Source organism: Sphingobacterium sp. HSC-15S19, assembly GCF_050433745.1.
Lineage (GTDB): Bacteria > Bacteroidota > Bacteroidia > Sphingobacteriales > Sphingobacteriaceae > Sphingobacterium > Sphingobacterium siyangense.
Genome location: NZ_JBNPWQ010000007.1, coordinates 64,819 through 80,959, shown reverse-complemented (window position 1 = coordinate 80,959; position 16,141 = coordinate 64,819). Strand labels below are relative to the sequence as shown.

General features: G+C 40.8%; 17 protein-coding genes. 6 read left to right on the top strand and 11 right to left on the bottom strand.

Annotated elements, in window-relative coordinates; translation table 11 throughout:
- Positions 1-196 precede the first annotated feature (196 nt).
- A complete protein-coding gene (gene fcl / locus L1283_RS07350; protein WP_070561434.1) occupies positions 197-1,138 on the top strand; it encodes a GDP-L-fucose synthase in 942 nt (313 codons plus the stop codon).
- Positions 1,139-1,154: 16 nt separating this feature from the next.
- Here fcl and L1283_RS07345 read toward each other — a convergent pair whose 3' ends face one another.
- From L1283_RS07345 to L1283_RS07335, 3 genes are all read right to left on the bottom strand, one after another.
- On the bottom strand, positions 1,155-1,658 hold the full coding sequence (locus L1283_RS07345) for a hypothetical protein (RefSeq protein ID WP_070561436.1): 504 nt from the start codon (positions 1,656-1,658) through the stop codon (positions 1,155-1,157).
- Positions 1,648-2,067, bottom strand: coding sequence for a hypothetical protein (locus tag L1283_RS07340; protein ID WP_070561438.1), 420 nt, complete (start codon positions 2,065-2,067; stop codon positions 1,648-1,650). The genes L1283_RS07345 and L1283_RS07340 overlap by 11 nt, the downstream gene beginning before the upstream one ends.
- Positions 2,068-2,254: 187 nt before the next feature.
- Positions 2,255-2,524 carry a YtxH domain-containing protein gene (locus L1283_RS07335; RefSeq protein ID WP_070561440.1) on the bottom strand — a complete coding sequence of 90 codons (270 nt, stop codon included), beginning with the start codon at positions 2,522-2,524 and terminating at the stop codon, positions 2,255-2,257.
- Positions 2,525-2,759: 235 nt separating this feature from the next.
- On the opposite strand from L1283_RS07335, the gene L1283_RS07330 reads away from it, so the two are divergent.
- Positions 2,760-4,304, top strand: a complete 1,545-nt coding sequence (locus L1283_RS07330) for a YifB family Mg chelatase-like AAA ATPase (RefSeq protein WP_070561518.1) — start codon at positions 2,760-2,762, stop codon at positions 4,302-4,304.
- Here the strand turns inward: L1283_RS07330 and L1283_RS07325 are convergent.
- Genes L1283_RS07325 through rsfS form a run of 4 tightly spaced genes read right to left on the bottom strand, consistent with a single transcriptional unit; the run spans position 4,301 to position 8,138 of the window.
- Positions 4,301-4,924, bottom strand: a complete 624-nt coding sequence (locus L1283_RS07325; protein WP_070561442.1) for a rhomboid family intramembrane serine protease — start codon at positions 4,922-4,924, stop codon at positions 4,301-4,303. The genes L1283_RS07330 and L1283_RS07325 overlap by 4 nt on opposite strands.
- 8 nt (positions 4,925-4,932) lie before the next feature.
- Complete coding sequence (locus L1283_RS07320; protein WP_070561445.1) at positions 4,933-5,580, bottom strand: LutC/YkgG family protein; 648 nt, start codon at positions 5,578-5,580, stop codon at positions 4,933-4,935.
- 55 nt (positions 5,581-5,635) lie between these two features.
- Positions 5,636-7,717, bottom strand: coding sequence for an ATP-dependent zinc metalloprotease FtsH (gene ftsH, locus L1283_RS07315; protein WP_112375078.1), 2,082 nt, complete (start codon positions 7,715-7,717; stop codon positions 5,636-5,638).
- A gap of 46 nt (positions 7,718-7,763) precedes the next feature.
- Positions 7,764-8,138: a ribosome silencing factor gene (gene rsfS, locus L1283_RS07310; RefSeq protein ID WP_046673130.1), complete on the bottom strand. Its 375-nt coding sequence runs from the start codon at positions 8,136-8,138 to the stop codon at positions 7,764-7,766.
- 47 nt (positions 8,139-8,185) lie between these two features.
- Between rsfS and L1283_RS07305 the strand changes: the two genes are divergently transcribed.
- The 4 genes from L1283_RS07305 to pfkA all read left to right on the top strand — a co-directional run bounded on the left by L1283_RS07305 (position 8,186) and on the right by pfkA (position 12,523).
- On the top strand, positions 8,186-8,956 hold the full coding sequence (locus L1283_RS07305) for a biotin--[acetyl-CoA-carboxylase] ligase (protein WP_083295773.1): 771 nt from the start codon (positions 8,186-8,188) through the stop codon (positions 8,954-8,956).
- Positions 8,957-9,111: 155 nt separating this feature from the next.
- Positions 9,112-9,561 carry a protein-disulfide reductase DsbD domain-containing protein gene (locus tag L1283_RS07300; protein WP_070561447.1) on the top strand — a complete coding sequence of 150 codons (450 nt, stop codon included), beginning with the start codon at positions 9,112-9,114 and terminating at the stop codon, positions 9,559-9,561.
- Between the two features lie 86 nt (positions 9,562-9,647).
- Positions 9,648-11,351, top strand: a complete 1,704-nt coding sequence (locus tag L1283_RS07295) for a protein-disulfide reductase DsbD family protein (protein ID WP_070561449.1) — start codon at positions 9,648-9,650, stop codon at positions 11,349-11,351.
- 197 nt (positions 11,352-11,548) lie between these two features.
- Positions 11,549-12,523 carry a 6-phosphofructokinase gene (pfkA, locus tag L1283_RS07290; RefSeq protein ID WP_075990255.1) on the top strand — a complete coding sequence of 325 codons (975 nt, stop codon included), beginning with the start codon at positions 11,549-11,551 and terminating at the stop codon, positions 12,521-12,523.
- A gap of 167 nt (positions 12,524-12,690) precedes the next feature.
- Here pfkA and L1283_RS07285 read toward each other — a convergent pair whose 3' ends face one another.
- From L1283_RS07285 to L1283_RS07270, 4 genes are all read right to left on the bottom strand, one after another.
- On the bottom strand, positions 12,691-13,137 hold the full coding sequence (locus L1283_RS07285) for a hypothetical protein (protein ID WP_088163276.1): 447 nt from the start codon (positions 13,135-13,137) through the stop codon (positions 12,691-12,693).
- Positions 13,138-13,445: 308 nt separating this feature from the next.
- Positions 13,446-14,585 carry a TlpA disulfide reductase family protein gene (locus tag L1283_RS07280; protein ID WP_145328772.1) on the bottom strand — a complete coding sequence of 380 codons (1,140 nt, stop codon included), beginning with the start codon at positions 14,583-14,585 and terminating at the stop codon, positions 13,446-13,448.
- Between the two features lie 74 nt (positions 14,586-14,659).
- On the bottom strand, positions 14,660-15,421 hold the full coding sequence (locus tag L1283_RS07275) for a TPM domain-containing protein (RefSeq protein ID WP_088163278.1): 762 nt from the start codon (positions 15,419-15,421) through the stop codon (positions 14,660-14,662).
- 202 nt (positions 15,422-15,623) lie between these two features.
- A complete protein-coding gene (locus L1283_RS07270; RefSeq protein WP_075990259.1) occupies positions 15,624-16,052 on the bottom strand; it encodes a TPM domain-containing protein in 429 nt (142 codons plus the stop codon).
- Positions 16,053-16,141: the final 89 nt, after the last annotated feature.

Genomic DNA, 16,141 nt, shown 5'->3' with positions numbered 1-16,141 from the left:
AATAAATATCCCGCAAAAATAACCTTATATTCCCGCTAAAAAAAATAAATCTGAGAGACAGCACGAATACCGGTAATTACAGAACAATCTGAAGTCCTGTAGCAGACACAGGAATGCATAAATTGCATCCACACGGGCGAATTATATTGCATATAAAAAGCAATTTATCTAAGTTTGCAGGAATCAATAACTTATCGTGGAGAAAGACGCTAAAATTTATATAGCAGGCCATCGTGGAATGGTCGGATCGGCAATTCATCGCAAACTATCGGAGCTTGGGTACAACAACATTGTCACACGCACATCTTCCGAATTAGATCTGCGCAATCAGCAAGCAGTGGCTGATTTTTTCGATCAGGAAAAACCGGACTATGTTTTCTTAGCCGCAGCCAAAGTTGGCGGGATCATGGCGAACAACACCTATCGCGCTGATTTTATCTACGAGAATATGGCTATACAGAATAACGTCATCAAATCTTCCTACGATAATAAGGTTAAAAAATTAATGTTCTTAGGCTCAAGCTGTATCTATCCAAAAATGGCTCCGCAGCCTTTGAATGAAGACATGCTACTCACGGGTACTCTGGAGCCTACAAATGAGCCTTACGCAATTGCTAAAATCGCGGGAATAAAAATGGCGGAAGCTTTCAGGGATCAGTATGGATGCAATTATATCTCCGTTATGCCAACAAATCTTTACGGAATTAACGACAATTACCATCCGCAAAATTCACATGTCTTACCGGCCTTGATCAGAAGATTTCATGAAGCTAAAATCAATCAGCTCCCTGAAGTTATGATCTGGGGAACAGGGACCCCCTTACGGGAATTTCTTTTTTCCGATGACCTGGCAGATGCCTGCGTTTTCTTAATGAATAATTACGACGAGAAACAATTTGTCAACATTGGCATTGGCGAAGATTTAAGCATTAAGGAACTTGCCGAATTGATTAAAGACGTCATTGGTTACCAGGGAACTATTTCCTTCGACAGTTCCAAACCTGACGGAACACCGCGAAAACTCATGGATGTCTCAAAACTACATGCGCTGGGCTGGAAACATCGAGTTAACCTTCGGGAAGGCATTCAACTAGCTTATGCGGATTTTTTGAAGAAAGAAGCAAATGCTTTTGAATAAATCCAACGCGATCGCATTAGTAGGTCTCGCTATAGGAAGGAATTCCGTACTCGTTAACCTCATCCTTGATCACTGCATTTTCAGCTTCCGCAGCTTTATTTTTCTTCTTTTTCTTGGGACGAATAAAGCTCGTTAATTTACCGATGAGGCCGGTGATTTTATCTTGATTGATCTGGCCGACAGCACGCTCTGATAACAGCAACATCAGCGCTTTCTTTAAAACGCCCGTATTTTTTAGGAACAACCTATTCATAACAAAGGGAACCCCAATACGTAAGATCTTCGTTAACCAATCAGAATCTGGATTATTACTTTTGGCAAACATCTGCTGTATAATATTCGCACCCGGGATATTATTTTTTAAGGAATTAAAAAAACGGATGGGGGCCTCTATTTTATTGTTAAGCAATGTAAATTGAGCCTTTAGATATAGCTCCTGCTCATTCTTTAATGTCTTTAAGCGCAATATTTCAGCTTTAAGTTCCTGTAAATTACGTATTTTGGTCTGTTTATTGTTCATTTGTAGCCCTTTCTCTATCAAGTTTTTCTTTATGCAGTTCTTCCTCTTCTTCCTCAATTTCATCGTTCCATTTAGCCAAAAAACGTCGAATGGAGAGATCCATAAATTTTGATTCCAGCATAGGCTCAAAAACGCGGATTAGGATAATGATCACTAAGAAGATACCTGCTGTTGCCAAAAAACCTAATGAATAACTACCCAATAACTCTCCCAGCCAAAAACCTAGTGCTAAGCATAAGAAAAACAGAACAAATAAAGTAAAAATAAGCTTAGTTGCATCTACCACTAAGCTTGCAATTAAACGAGATGATCGTTCAATTGTTTTTAATTTAACAAGTTTAAATTGGGAGTCAATATACTCCTTGGTCTTTTGAAACGTACCACTTAGTGAAAATTTTTCTTCTTCCATGCATCTAAAATTTATTCAGGCTATTTCAGCCCATAACTAAAAAAACGAAAACGCTGTATCTTATAACCGCAACACAGCACTACTCTATACCCATGAAGAGCGCGCAGCTATCGTAAAAACAGCTATCTCGCGAAATAGCCTGATAATATGTACTCTACACCAATTATTCTTTTGAATAATCTGCGAACTATGCATGTTCGATGATATCATCATCCAGCACTTCTTCTGCCTGATTTAACTTCCCTTTTAACGTAGAAACAATCTTCTCTTTGAAATCATTCAACTGATCAAATTGCTCCTCTGCTCTTTCCCGAATAGCATCACTCAAATCGCTTAATGAATCATTTATTTTATCTCTTGTATCCGACCCTTTGTCTGGAGCAAATAAAACTCCCAAAGCTGCACCCGCGGCAAGACCGGCTAATAACGCCAAAGCTACTTTACTTGTGTCATTCATTTCTTTTTCTTTTAAAGTTCTAAATCTATTACGAAGAATCTAGTCCTCGTTAATAATACAATTAACAAAGCAAATCGTTTGCCAAACAATGCTTTTTATCCGTTATTAATAAGGAACTATATTAACAATATAATCATTTTTTTCGGTAATCTTGGATCCTCCATCAATATTTCACCCGACAATTATTAACTTACTCAATTTTTTAGTATCTTTAAATCAGTCGATTATGAAAATTATGCTAAATAAAACCTATTGCAGCGCCGTCTATGGGATAAATGCCTGCACTATTACCGTCGAGGTAATCGTATCTACTGGCCTCCATTATTATATCGTTGGCCTGCCTGACAATGCCGTTAAAGAAAGCTTAAGACGTATCGAAAGTGCCATTAATTCCTGTCAACTTCACATGCCACGCCAAAAGATCGTTGTCAACTTGGCACCCGCAGATATTCGTAAAGAAGGTTCAAGTTACGACCTATCAATTGCAATAGGCATATTAGCATCTTCCGGCCAAATCACAAATATCCGTCTGGAAGACTATCTTATTTTAGGCGAGCTATCATTAGACGGAAGTATTAAGCCCATACGTGGTGTTCTACCAATTGCATTACAGGCGCGCAAAGAAGGGTTTAAAGGAATAATATTACCTAAAGCCAATGCAAAAGAGGCAGCTATCGTCACTGAAATCGATGTTATTGGTGTAGAAAATCTGACCCAAGTAGTGGAATTTCTCAATCATACTGTAACAATCGAGCCTACAAAAGTTAACATACAAACATTTTTTCAGGATGATACGGCCATTTATGACGTCGATTTCTCTGATGTACAAGGACAGGAGAATATCAAACGAGCGCTGGAAATCGCAGCATCTGGTGGACATAACCTTATTTTAATAGGTCCACCAGGAGCAGGAAAAACCATGTTGGCAAAAAGACTACCAACGATCCTTCCCCCACTCAATATGACCGAATCGCTGGAAACGACCAAAATACACTCTGTGTCTGGAAATCTAAAGGCGAAAGACTCCCTCGTCACTGCACGGCCCTTTCGTTCTCCACATCATACAATATCCGATGTGGCCATGGTAGGGGGCGGCTCAAATCCATTGCCGGGTGAAATTTCTTTATCCCACCATGGCGTATTATTCCTTGACGAATTGCCAGAATTCAAACGGAGCGTCCTCGAAGTCATGCGTCAGCCACTTGAATCGCGTCAAATTACGATATCAAGAGCTAAACTTACCGTCGAGTACCCCGCAAGTTTTATGCTCATTGCTGCCATGAATCCCTGCCCCTGTGGTTATTTCAATCACCCCGAGAAAGAATGCATCTGCGGCACTAACACCGTTCAGCGTTATCTAAGCAAAATATCAGGACCACTTTTAGACCGTATAGACCTCCACATCGAAGTCACCCCCGTGCTATTTGATGAATTGAATACAACACGTTCTATAGATGATAGCCGCACGGTACGCCGTCGGGTCATTCAGACACGCGAAATCCAGAAAGAACGTTTTAAATCCTTCCCAGACATCCATTGTAATGCCCAGATGAGTACACAATTGACCCGAGAAATATGTCAGATTGATGAGCCCGGAAGGAAGTTACTTAAAACGGCTATTGAACGTCTGAGCCTATCTGCAAGAGCATACGATAGAATACTCAAAGTTGCTCGAACAATCGCTGATATGGAGCAAAGTAAAATGATCGAAAATCATCATCTCGCCGAAGCGATCCAGTATAGAAATTTAGATCGGGAAACCTGGGGTGGAAAATTTTAAAACTGAGCCAAACAATGCTTAATAACCCAAGGGAAACAGATAATCGTCAAGATCAGACCCGACAATGCGCCAAAGAAATGAGCATCGTGATTTATACCATCTTGCGCTTTTTTTGACGCCCACACACAGTAACCTAAAAACAAAAATGCAAACAGATAAGCCGGCATCGGTATAATCATCATCACACCAATGGTAATTTTCGGATCGAAAAGAATGTAGCTAAACAGAACCGCACAAATCGCACCTGAAGCGCCTAAACTATAGTAACCGGGGTTATTTTTTTGCTGGATGATTGTTGGAATATCGCTCAAGATCAAACTACCGACATAGATTACGGCAAATAAAATATGACCGTATGGACTTGCTTCTGCAAGTATGCGCTCCAAACCAAATGCAAAATAATAGAAGGTAAGCATATTAAACAGCAGATGCCCCCAATCTTTATGCACAAAGCCACTGGTAAGGATGGTATACCATTTTCGATTACGTGCGATACTATACGGATGCAACATCAGTTTACCGTAAAGTTGTTCATGTGAAAACGTATAGATACTGGTAGCGAGCGTAAAAAAGAAAATAATACTCGCAATAGGCATTTCTGTTAGATAATATAATAGCATAGTAATTCCTAGAATCGATCCTCTAAAAGTAAAACGTAAAGTTCTTTTGGTCCGTGTGCACCCAAAACCAATCTTTTCTCAATATCAGCCGTCCTGGAGGGGCCGGTAATTGTCGAAATCATTGTCGGTATTTCCTGACCGTAACGCTTCTGCATATAGGCTAAAGCATCCTTTAGATCCCAAACCAATTGCGAAGCTTTGGCAATGACAATATGAATTGGAGGATATATACTCAACCTGCGTCCTGAAGCATTTGCATTACTCACCATAACACTTCCATTACGTGCAACCAATGCTTCACATGAGGTAATGCTCGCATTTGCTGATTCAAAATCCTCCGCTGTTTTTAAAAAAGGGAAACCATATGGACTGAGTAAATTTTGAACACCTTGTTCCCAAGCGTATATATTTTTGATATTATTCTCCTCGGTCAATAAAATCAGATTTTCAATCAGACCGATCTCGCCATCACAATACAGAAACTTGCCTCCCGCAGCAGTCAATTCGCGAACAAAAACAATATCCACCAACTCATCCTCTTCTTTATAAAGCGGCGTTTCTTTGAAATTGGGATGTGGATTATCGTTTTTCTGTAGTAATGCCTGACGTACCCGTTTTAACATTATCTCTTTCGCTGTTGCGTTCTTCACGTTCATGGCGCAAATATATATAAATGCAGCGCTAGATCACTCTAGCGCTGCAGCATTCAAATTAATTCAAATTATTGGAGGGTGTTTCTGAACTCTGCCCTTCGTTAGATCGCGCTTCGTCCGGATGAACATCCAACGGTAAATCTGTCTGTGGAACTCCACCACCATCAGCACCATTCACAAACTCCTCGTAAGTAGTCTTGGTTTCAAATGGACGTTTACCTAATATCTCTTCCAAGTCCGACTGAAAAAGAATCTCTTTTTCCAATAGCTTTTCTGCTATTTTAATCAAACCCTCACGTTTATCCAGCAATAACTGTTTGGTACGTGCATAGACGTCATTAATTAAGTTACGTACCTCTGCATCAATCAGCTCTGCCGTTTTGTCAGAATACGGCTTTTGGAAAGATGCCTCAGAACTATCTCGGAAGGAAACATTTCCAACTTTATCATTCATACCGTAGATTGCAATCATCGCATAAGAAAGTTGCGTGATACGCTCTAAGTCATTTTGAGCACCTGTTGAAATTCTTCCAAAAGTAATATCTTCAGCGACACGACCACCCATAGTCATACATAAACTGTCTATAAGCTGTTCTGTCGTATATAGGAACTGCTCACGGGGAAGATACTGTGCATAACCCAAAGCAGCGACACCACGTGGTACAATAGACACTTTTACCAAAGGATCGGCGTGCTCTAAAAACCAGCCCGCAATAGCGTGCCCAGCCTCATGATAAGCAACAATACGTTTCTCTTCCGGAGAGATGATTTTGTTTTTCTTCTCAAGACCACCGATCACACGATCAACGGCATCCTGAAAATCCTGCATATCAATCTCGGGTTTATTTTTACGGGCAGCAATAAGGGCTGCTTCGTTACACACGTTGGCAATTTCAGCTCCCGCAAAACCAGGTGTCTGCGCCGATAATTTTTTTGCATCGACCTCAGCCGATAATTTCAACGGCTTTAGATGCACTTTGAAAATTTGCTCACGGCCAATCAAATCCGGTTTATCAATAGAAATTTGACGGTCAAAACGTCCTGGACGCAACAATGCTGTATCCAGTACATCGATACGGTTAGTAGCCGCTAAAATAATAACGCCTGAATCCGTACCGAAACCATCCATCTCCACCAATAATTGGTTCAATGTATTTTCACGCTCGTCATTACCGCCCATCATCGAGTTTTTACCACGAGCACGACCTATAGCGTCAATCTCATCGATAAAAATGATACATGGCGCTTTCTCTTTCGCTTGCTTAAACAAATCGCGAACACGCGATGCACCTACACCCACAAACATTTCGACAAAGTCAGATCCGGATAGCGAGAAAAATGGCACTTGAGCCTCTCCGGCTACAGCTTTAGCCAATAAAGTCTTACCTGTTCCTGGAGGCCCTACAAGCAAAGCGCCTTTCGGAATTTTACCCCCTAGATTGGTATACTTACGTGGATTTTTTAAGAAATCCACAATCTCCATAACTTCTTGTTTCGCTTCTTCAAGACCAGCAACATCATTAAATGTGATATTGATCTGCGATTCTTTATCAAACAACGTCGCCTTGGATTTACCTATATTAAAGATCGCACCGCCACCGCCGCCAGCACCACCGCCCATACGACGCATCAAGAAGATCCAGATTGCAGCCAATACCAACAACGGCAACATAAACGTGATAAACCAGCTTGCCCAAGGGTTGGAACGATCATCATAAGTCAACTGGACCTTTGGTGTACCTGGCGTTAATTCCGCTTGCGATGCAGCTAATTTCTTTTCTAAAACATCGGGAGAGGCATCCTTAAAAATATATTGTGGACCCTTGTCTTCCTGTCCTGATAGACTTGGAAGCGGATCAGCAGCTTTTGTAGCGTCTTTAAAACTTGGGTTATCTTTCCAGCCCTTTTTTAGATAGACCTCCACTTCGACAAGATCATTCTTTTTATAGGCGACGAGACGCTCTACAGCGCCTGTATTCAACATACGTGTCTCAAAATCACTATAGCTAACTTCCTTAGCTGGGCTTTCTCCAAAAACGTACTGTAAGGCAAAAAAACCTAAAAACATGGCAATCATAAGCCACACAAAATTGAATTTTGGCGGTTTCGGGCTTACCTTACTACTCGGGATTTTTTTCATTATATCGTAATTATATTTTCTTTATAAATTTTTTCGTTGAGGACAATTAAGCGCTTTGGAAATGCTGTACTTCTGCATCTCCCCATAAATCCTCGATACCATAATGCGCTCTTTTTTCGGTCTTAAAGATATGTACAACCACATCCACAAAATCCAAAATCAACCATTCACCATTGGATTGTCCTTCTTTATATTGGGGTTCTTGACCAAATGCCTTATAGACTTCTTCTTCGACACTCTTTGCTATCGCATTCACCTGAATGTTAGAATCGGCATGACAAATCACAAAATAATCGGAAACAGAACTGTGAAGATCTCTTAAATCCAAGCGAACGATCTCGTTTGCTTTCTTTTCTTGCATACCATAAACGATAATTTCTGATAGACGTTGGGACAATTCTGAACTTTTATTTTTACTCATTAAAAAATGTGATAGTTTTGACTTAATATTTATTTAATACTTTCAGTTTGCAAAATAACAATATTTCGGGACTTATCATCGGTCAAAATACAATATATCTTGACAAAGTCGCCTCTACAAACGATTATCTCAGGGAATTATTGTCAAATTTCAAGCCACTAGCTGAGGGGACTGCCATTTTAGCAGAAGAACAATTTCAGGGCAAGGGGCAGCGTGGAAGCTCCTGGGTCAGTGAACCAGGGAAAAATCTAACAACATCGATCCTCTTAAAGCCTCATTTCCTGCCCATAGCGGAACAATTTGCGCTTTCCGCCACAATCGCCATTGCAACCGTCAATTGGCTGAAAAGCAAAACCGAGCAGCCTGTAGCCGTGAAATGGCCCAATGATATTTACGTCAATTCAAAGAAAATAACAGGCATTTTAATAGAAAATAAATTAAAAGGCAGTAAAATAGACCACGCAATTATTGGCATTGGTGTAAATATTAATCAAATTAATTTTGACACAGCAACAACAATAACCTCGCTCGCCTGCCTGACCGATCGACAGGATTACAACATCAAGGAACTGGCACAGGAGTTATTCCAAGTGATCCAACAGGAGTACCTGAACCTGTATAAGGAGGGGGCTCAATATCAGTTAAACCGCTACAACGCGTTATTGTTTTGGAGAGGTGAAGAAAGACCATTCCTAGTCGACGGCATCAAAAAAACTGGCATTATTCAACAGGTGTCTAATGACGGGAAGCTACTGGTTCTTTTGGAAGACACCTTGCGCGAATTTGATATCAAAGAAATTACACATCTTATTACTTAATCTTTACAAAAAAAGGATAACCCATTTTAGGATTGTCAAACCTTTGTTCTAAATTTGTCAACAGCGTGATTAAACCTTTATTCACCCGAAGTATCAAAGAACAAGAACACACTGCAATCATTGTAGTGAAAAAGGAAAGAACAAATTAAATTCTGATGAAAAAGTTAATACTGTTAATGACTGTGGTAATTTTTGCAGTTACGGGAGCATTCGCTCAGATTCACAAACCGGTAAAATGGACTGTGGCGAGCAAAAAGTTAAATAACAAAGAAGCTGTAGTTTATGTAAAAGCTACAATCCAAAATGGATGGCACATATATTCACAAAATGTGAAAGATGGTGGCCCAATTCCAACTTCTTTCAACTTTGCTAAAGCGGCAGATTATACATTGGTAGGTAAAACTGCAGAGCCGAAACCAAAAGTAAAACACGAGGATGTATTTAAGATGGATGTTGGTTATTTTACAAACGAGGTAATTTTCCAACAAAAAGTAACTTTAAACAAAGGAACTGCCACCGTTAAAGGCACTGTTGAATGGCAAGCATGTGATGCATCACAATGTCTTCCTCCAGACGAATATGCTTTTGCTGTGACAATCAAATAGTAAAAATGATTCTACACGGATAAATTAATAAGGCGATTCTCATCGCCTTTTTTTATTTTTGACCATAACATCAGAAATTCATACGCATGTTAAAAAACACATTCATTCTACTTTTAATTGCTTTTTTCAGTCTTTCTTTAACGACAGCAACTTTTGCCTCCGCACAAGATAGTTTAACAAGTACAGAAGGACTTCAATTTGAATCATCACCGGATACAGCTACCGCTGTTGAAGCGGTACCTGAGGATCTAAATTTTACAGCTTCACCTGACACAATGGTTAGTCAGGACAGCAGCAAAATAGCTCCTGTTAAGGCAAACGCTCCCTCCGGGCAAGAATCAAGTAAAAAATCACTTTGGAGTATCTTTATCGCAGGATTAGTTGGCGGCTTCGCAGCGCTACTCATGCCATGTATATTTCCAATGCTCCCACTTACCGTAAGTTATTTTACAAAACAGGCTGGAAGCCGCGCAAGCGGTATCAGCAAGGCACTCCTCTACGGTCTCTTTATTATTGTGATCTATGTCGCTTTAGGAATGATTATTACCATTTCCTTTGGTTCGGATGCATTGAATGCTTTATCCACAAATGGGGTATTTAACTTCCTATTCTTCCTCTTATTAGTTGTTTTCGCCGCATCCTTTTTTGGTGCTTTTGAAATCACGTTACCGAGTTCTTTTGTCAATAAAATGGATGCCAAATCCGACAAAGGCGGTCTCGTAGGGCTTTTCTTTATGGCATTCAGCCTTTCACTGGTCTCCTTCTCCTGTACTGGCCCCATTATTGGCACCTTATTGGTCGAAGCGGCCTCAAAAGGAGAACGCCTAGGTCCCGCAATCGGTATGCTTGGCTTTTCTATAGCACTTGCAATTCCTTTTGGCTTATTTGCGATGTTCCCTTCGATGTTAAAATCCCTGCCAAAATCTGGTGGCTGGTTAAATTCGGTGAAGGTTGTACTCGGCTTCTTAGAGCTTGCACTGGCACTGAAATTCTTATCAAATGTAGATTTGGCCTACCATTGGAATTGGCTGGATCGGGAGGTGTTCTTATCGCTATGGATTGCCATCTTTAGTATGATGGGCTTATATCTTATTGGAAAGATTAAATTTTCACATGACAGTGAATTAAAATTCCTCTCCGTACCGAGAACTATTCTCGCTATCATTGTATTCTCCTTCGTTATCTATATGGTACCGGGGCTATGGGGAGCTCCCCTAAAATCAATTTCAGCTTTCTTGCCACCCTCGGCAACACAGGACTTTGACCTGTCGGCAGGAATAGCAGCCGCTCCCGCACACAGTGATGGTAAAGTCAAAAAATACGCGGAGATTTTTCACGAACGCGGTACACCAAAAGGATTTGATCCATATTATGATTATGATCAGGCCTTGGAAACAGCAAAAGAACTGAATAAACCTGTATTGATAGATTTTACAGGTTGGAACTGTGTTAACTGTCGGGAGATGGAAGCAAATGTCTGGACTGATCCTGCGGTTGCCAAACTATTGAAGGAAGAATTTGTTATGGCCGAATTGTTTGTCGATGATAAAACAGAATTACCTGCAAACGAACAATTCGTATCAAAATACAGTGGCAAAAAGATTAAAACGATAGGAAATAAAAACAGTGATTTCCAAGCATCGACGTTCAATAGCAATTCACAACCGTTATATGTTATTGTAGACGCCACTGGAAAGGTATTGGTACCTCAGTCTGGTGCAAATAGAAATATTGAACAATATAAAGCGTTTTTACAGAGCGGAATTGATGCATTTAAGGCAAAAAAATAGCCTGTATACAGCAGAAGGTATCCGTCGAGATTAACAGCAGAGAACAAGCAATTATTAAATTTGCATTATCTTTAGCTCACACTTAGATGAATTGCAGTTAATAAAGCGATTGCTTGTTCTTAATAGCGATATTGGCGACTTCTAATAACGGAAATATAATTGTATATACGCTTAAAAATAGCTAAGTTTGAGTACGTATGAGTAACATTAAAAAAATTGCTGTTTTGACATCTGGAGGAGATGCTCCAGGAATGAATGCTGGTATCCGTGCTGTTGTTAGAGCGGGTATCTACAATAATCTTGAAGTATTTGGCGTACGCAGAGGTTATGATGGTCTAGTTAATGGTGAGATTATCCCCATGGATGCTAAATCTGTAGCCAATATCATACAACGTGGTGGTACTATCCTAAAAACAGCCCGTAGCGAGGCCTTCAAAACTATTGAAGGACGTAAACAGGCTTATGAAAATTTACGCAGCCACGGTATTGATGCCATGGTTGTCATCGGTGGCGACGGTACATTTACCGGTGCGTCCAAGTTTATAGAAGAATTCGATTTTCCGATCATCGGTCTTCCGGGCACAATTGATAACGATTTGGCCGGCACAGACTTTACGATTGGTTATGATACAGCCATTAATACAGTTATCCAAGCCGTAGACAAAATTCGCGACACCGCCGAGTCTCATGATAGACTTTTTGTGATCGAAGTGATGGGCCGCGACTCTGGACTTATCGCCGTTCGCTCTGGTATCAGTACCGGTGCCGAAGCAGTTCTGGTTCCTGAGTTCGAGGTAGACTATGATGCGATCATGAAAAGACTTGACAAATCCCGTAAAAATAAATCATCCCGCATTATTATTGTTGCTGAAGGTGACAAAGAAGGCGGCATGGTTGTTTCGGAAAAAATCAAGGAAAATTTTCCGCATTACGATGTTAGATTATCAATTTTAGGACATATCCAACGCGGCGGAAGCCCAACATGCATGGATCGCGTGTTAGCCAGCAGACTTGGAGTGGCATCCGTAGAGGCTTTACTACAAGGTCGCAGGGGTGAAATGGCCGGTCTAATTTGCAGTGAAGTAAGATTCACTCCTTTTAAGAGTGCCATCAAGCATAACGTAAAAATGAATGAAGACCTACTTCGTATCATTGAAATCCTTTCTTTGTAAGTGATATAAGTTATTCTTAACTAACAATAAAAAAAGAGTATACATGTGATGTATACTCTTTTTTTATGCCTTTCGTTGCTAGATTGTCCAAACCCTTTAGGCAAAGGCCTGACACCTAAACTATCATGTTACCTAAAGCCACAATAGTACCATATCCGGCACAGTTGTTATTTAAGCAAATTATTGAGGTACTCTTCAGATACCGGAGGTAACTGAATGGCTTGGCCTGCTTTCGCCATCGAGTCAGCAAAATGATTCGTGTTGCTGATCGCCTGTTCGTAGGCCTTCACAACCTGTTCCGATAAGTGCAATACCTTAGGATCTTTGAGATCAACACGGTATTGATTATTTTCCAGTGTAACATGCTGATAAAAACGATATGCAGCAGCTTTTAGTTGGCCCAGCTCCTGTTGCGATAACTGATCGATTCTGGCATTAGGCGGCAGCGTGACATCGATAAAAGTCGTGTCTTTAGCCAATTGATCAATAGCATGATCCAAAGGAATGGCATGCAATGCCTCTAGGTTGACAACGGGAATCCCCTTACCCTGATCGCCACTGCAGGAAGCAAGAACCGTCCCCAAGAATATGCCCAAAATTACTGTTTTCTTCATCTATATAATTTTTATTGCCACAATTGCTTTAGAAATCCCATTGCTCAACTTGTTTAAAACTCAGGATTCATCATTCCCTAGTTGGATTGTACACGAGGATATAGTAGTTCCAAGTGATCATTCGCTATAGCAGCAGGCGAAGTTAGTGAATTCCCTCCACGTTATCACAGCCGCTAGCGCAGTAACGATGAAAGCGCAGGTTGATCAGGACAGCTATTATTAAATAGAAACCCCTAATTGTAGACCCAGCTCACCTGAGTATAACAATTAGGGGTTATTCAAATGCCTAATGGCAGTTATATACCGATTTATTTTAGCAATTCAGCTAACTTAGCCTCCAAAGCCTCACCTCTTAAATTTGATGCTACAATTTTACCTGAAGGATCGATTAAGAAGTTTTGCGGAATACCACGTACTTCGTACAACTTGACCGGAGCCGATTTCCAACCCTGTAGGTCCGAAACGTGTGGCCATTGTTGTAAATTATCATCATGAATAGCTTTCACCCAAGCATCTTTTTTACCCGGATTGTCTAAAGAAACACCAAACACGGTAAATCCTTTGTCTTTGAATTTATTGAAAGCCGCAACGACATTCGGATTTTCGTGGCGACAAGGACCACACCAGCTTGCCCAAAAATCCAATAAAACATATTTACCTCTTAAAGAAGATAGGGAAATATTCTTTCCTGTTGTGTCTGGCAATGTGAAATCAGGCGCTACCGAACCAACAGCAACTGCTTTCAATTTCTGGATACGCTCAGCCAATTCCTTACCTTTTTCAGAATTTTTCAATTCAGGAGACAATTTCTCAAAAGAAGTCACATATTCATTGACGTTCTCACCGCTGACATTCTCAGACAACAAATCCAACGTGTACCAGCTTTTTGGGTTTTTGTTAATAAATTCAGCATCTGCTTTTTCCATTTTTTCGGAAATCTCACCAGCCTGTTTTTGCAAACCTTCGATGAATTTAGGATCCTGTTTTTGAGTCTCCGAAGCCGCATAATATTGTTGGTTCAACGCCTCGAACGCATCTGTATGAGGTTTCACAAAAGCCTTGTACTGCGTCAGATCATCATTGAGCGCTGTACCCGAGACGGTTGCATCTTTGAACCCTTTGGTTGCATCGACTTTGATAACTCCTTTAGAAAGATATAGCTGTGCTGTTTCAGGCTGCTTTTGACTATTTCTAAGTTCAGCAAAAGATAAGCCTTCCGGTGAATAGATCATCATACCCTTCGTTGGCGAAGCCACCTGTCCGTTGAACTTAAACTCACCTTTTACAACCGTTGCTGAATCTGTCTGGCGAGTTCCATTGGCAGCATATTGCATAAACACTTTCGCTTTGTCTGACGTCGTGTTTACCTTTCCTGTAACCGTATAGCTTTCTTGTGCCATTAACAAGGCTGGTAAAAAGCTTAAACCCATTAATATTCCCTTTTTCATAATTATATACTTCCCATAAATGTAAAACATTTCCGTTTCACTGTCGTTCTATTTAACATTATTTAGCAAAGATGTTACCAACGTCCTGAAGCACCGCCACCGCCAAAATCACCGCCACCGAAACCGCCAAAACCGCCACCTGAGCCGCCGCCGAAGCCACCGCCACCACCTCGGCCGCCACCGCCGCCAAGACCATTCAGCAATGTCCACCAAAAGATATCAGAAGCGCCACGTCCATTCATCACACGACCGCCACCACCGCCACCGCGGCCGCCGCGATTGGAGAAAATAACAATCAAGAATATCACAATAATAATGACAAACATCACCGAACCTGACCCCTTTCCTTTCGGTTGTTTTGGATCAGCTTTGTATTCGCCTTTTGTGTAGGAAATTAAGGAACTGGTCGCATCGTCGACTCCTTTGTAGTAATCCCCCTGACGAAAAGCCGGTTTGATATCATTTTCAATAATACGATATGCAATGGCATCGGGGACAGCCCCCTCTATACCATAACCTGTTTGAATAGTTACCGCACGATCTCCCAGGGCTACCAACAACAGAATACCATTATTATACTTTTTATTCCCAATACCCCATTTTTTCGCTAAACGGACTGCATAATCAGAAATGTCATAGCCGCCGGTTGAATTCATCATAACCACAGCAATTTGCGTAGATGCGGAATCCTCAAATGCCAATAGCTTCTGCTCCAATAATTGCTTCTGACTTGCTGTCAATGTGTTTGTATAATCATTGACAAGTCTGTTTGATGTTTCTGGGAAATCTTGACCCAATACTGTGGCTATCGACAGCAGACAAAGCAACATAGCCATAGCAGGGATTCGAATCCGAGAAAATAATCTCGATACAAATTTCATCCTATTATTCTCTTTTATTCATTTTTATTTGCCTTAAGCAATCTTGATGCTCCTAATGGCGTTCCGTGAATCCCGAAGTCGGGTTTATCACAATTTTTATCAATCTATTTGCGAGACAGGCGATAGCAGCTCGGGGTTCTTGCTGGTCACTTAACAATTAACGGTCTCCAAAAACAATATCATTTGGAAGCTCATTGATGTCATCGTGTTCACGCGGAAAGAATTTTGCCAATTGTTTACCCGCATGCTCGATCCCTTTGACCAAGCCCTCAACAATGCGATCCACCCGAAACTCCGCCACCATAAGATCTTTGGTACTGTTCCAAAAATCACTTTCTACACGTTGGTGGATTCCCTTATCGCCAATAATGGAAAATTTATGATCCTCAAGCGCGATATAGATAAGAACACCGTTTTTCAACGTGGTCTTATGCATGCCCAATTTGGAAAAATAATGTGTTGCACGATCATGTACCTCGTCGGGGCAATGATTTTCTACCACTACACGAATCTCACCGGAAGTCTCGTTTTCAGCCACATTAATGGCGTGAACGATCTTCTCTTGTTCTTCAGAATTTAATGCCATAGTCTGTATACGTTTGCACTTCAAAACCAGATTACCAGACGGTTATTCCAGACTCAAAGTATCTAAAACTAGTTAAAACACGATAAAAA

What these genes read in the sequence shown, in the direction of transcription:
- L1283_RS07280 (WP_145328772.1), bottom strand. Translation starts at nt 14,585, where the DNA reads ATGAAAAAGGGAATATTAATGGGTTTAAGCTTTTTACCAGCCTTGTTA.
- L1283_RS07300 (WP_070561447.1), top strand. Translation starts at nt 9,112, where the DNA reads ATGAAAAAGTTAATACTGTTAATGACTGTGGTAATTTTTGCAGTTACG.
- L1283_RS07330 (WP_070561518.1), top strand. Translation starts at nt 2,760, where the DNA reads ATGCTAAATAAAACCTATTGCAGCGCCGTCTATGGGATAAATGCCTGC.
- ftsH (WP_112375078.1), bottom strand. Translation starts at nt 7,717, where the DNA reads ATGAAAAAAATCCCGAGTAGTAAGGTAAGCCCGAAACCGCCAAAATTC.
- L1283_RS07335 (WP_070561440.1), bottom strand. Translation starts at nt 2,524, where the DNA reads ATGAATGACACAAGTAAAGTAGCTTTGGCGTTATTAGCCGGTCTTGCC.
- L1283_RS07270 (WP_075990259.1), bottom strand. Translation starts at nt 16,052, where the DNA reads ATGGCATTAAATTCTGAAGAACAAGAGAAGATCGTTCACGCCATTAAT.
- L1283_RS07325 (WP_070561442.1), bottom strand. Translation starts at nt 4,924, where the DNA reads ATGCTATTATATTATCTAACAGAAATGCCTATTGCGAGTATTATTTTC.
- L1283_RS07320 (WP_070561445.1), bottom strand. Translation starts at nt 5,580, where the DNA reads ATGAACGTGAAGAACGCAACAGCGAAAGAGATAATGTTAAAACGGGTA.
- L1283_RS07285 (WP_088163276.1), bottom strand. Translation starts at nt 13,137, where the DNA reads ATGAAGAAAACAGTAATTTTGGGCATATTCTTGGGGACGGTTCTTGCT.
- L1283_RS07275 (WP_088163278.1), bottom strand. Translation starts at nt 15,421, where the DNA reads ATGGCTATGTTGCTTTGTCTGCTGTCGATAGCCACAGTATTGGGTCAA.
- pfkA (WP_075990255.1), top strand. Translation starts at nt 11,549, where the DNA reads ATGAGTAACATTAAAAAAATTGCTGTTTTGACATCTGGAGGAGATGCT.
- rsfS (WP_046673130.1), bottom strand. Translation starts at nt 8,138, where the DNA reads ATGAGTAAAAATAAAAGTTCAGAATTGTCCCAACGTCTATCAGAAATT.
- L1283_RS07340 (WP_070561438.1), bottom strand. Translation starts at nt 2,067, where the DNA reads ATGGAAGAAGAAAAATTTTCACTAAGTGGTACGTTTCAAAAGACCAAG.
- L1283_RS07295 (WP_070561449.1), top strand. Translation starts at nt 9,648, where the DNA reads ATGTTAAAAAACACATTCATTCTACTTTTAATTGCTTTTTTCAGTCTT.
- L1283_RS07345 (WP_070561436.1), bottom strand. Translation starts at nt 1,658, where the DNA reads ATGAACAATAAACAGACCAAAATACGTAATTTACAGGAACTTAAAGCT.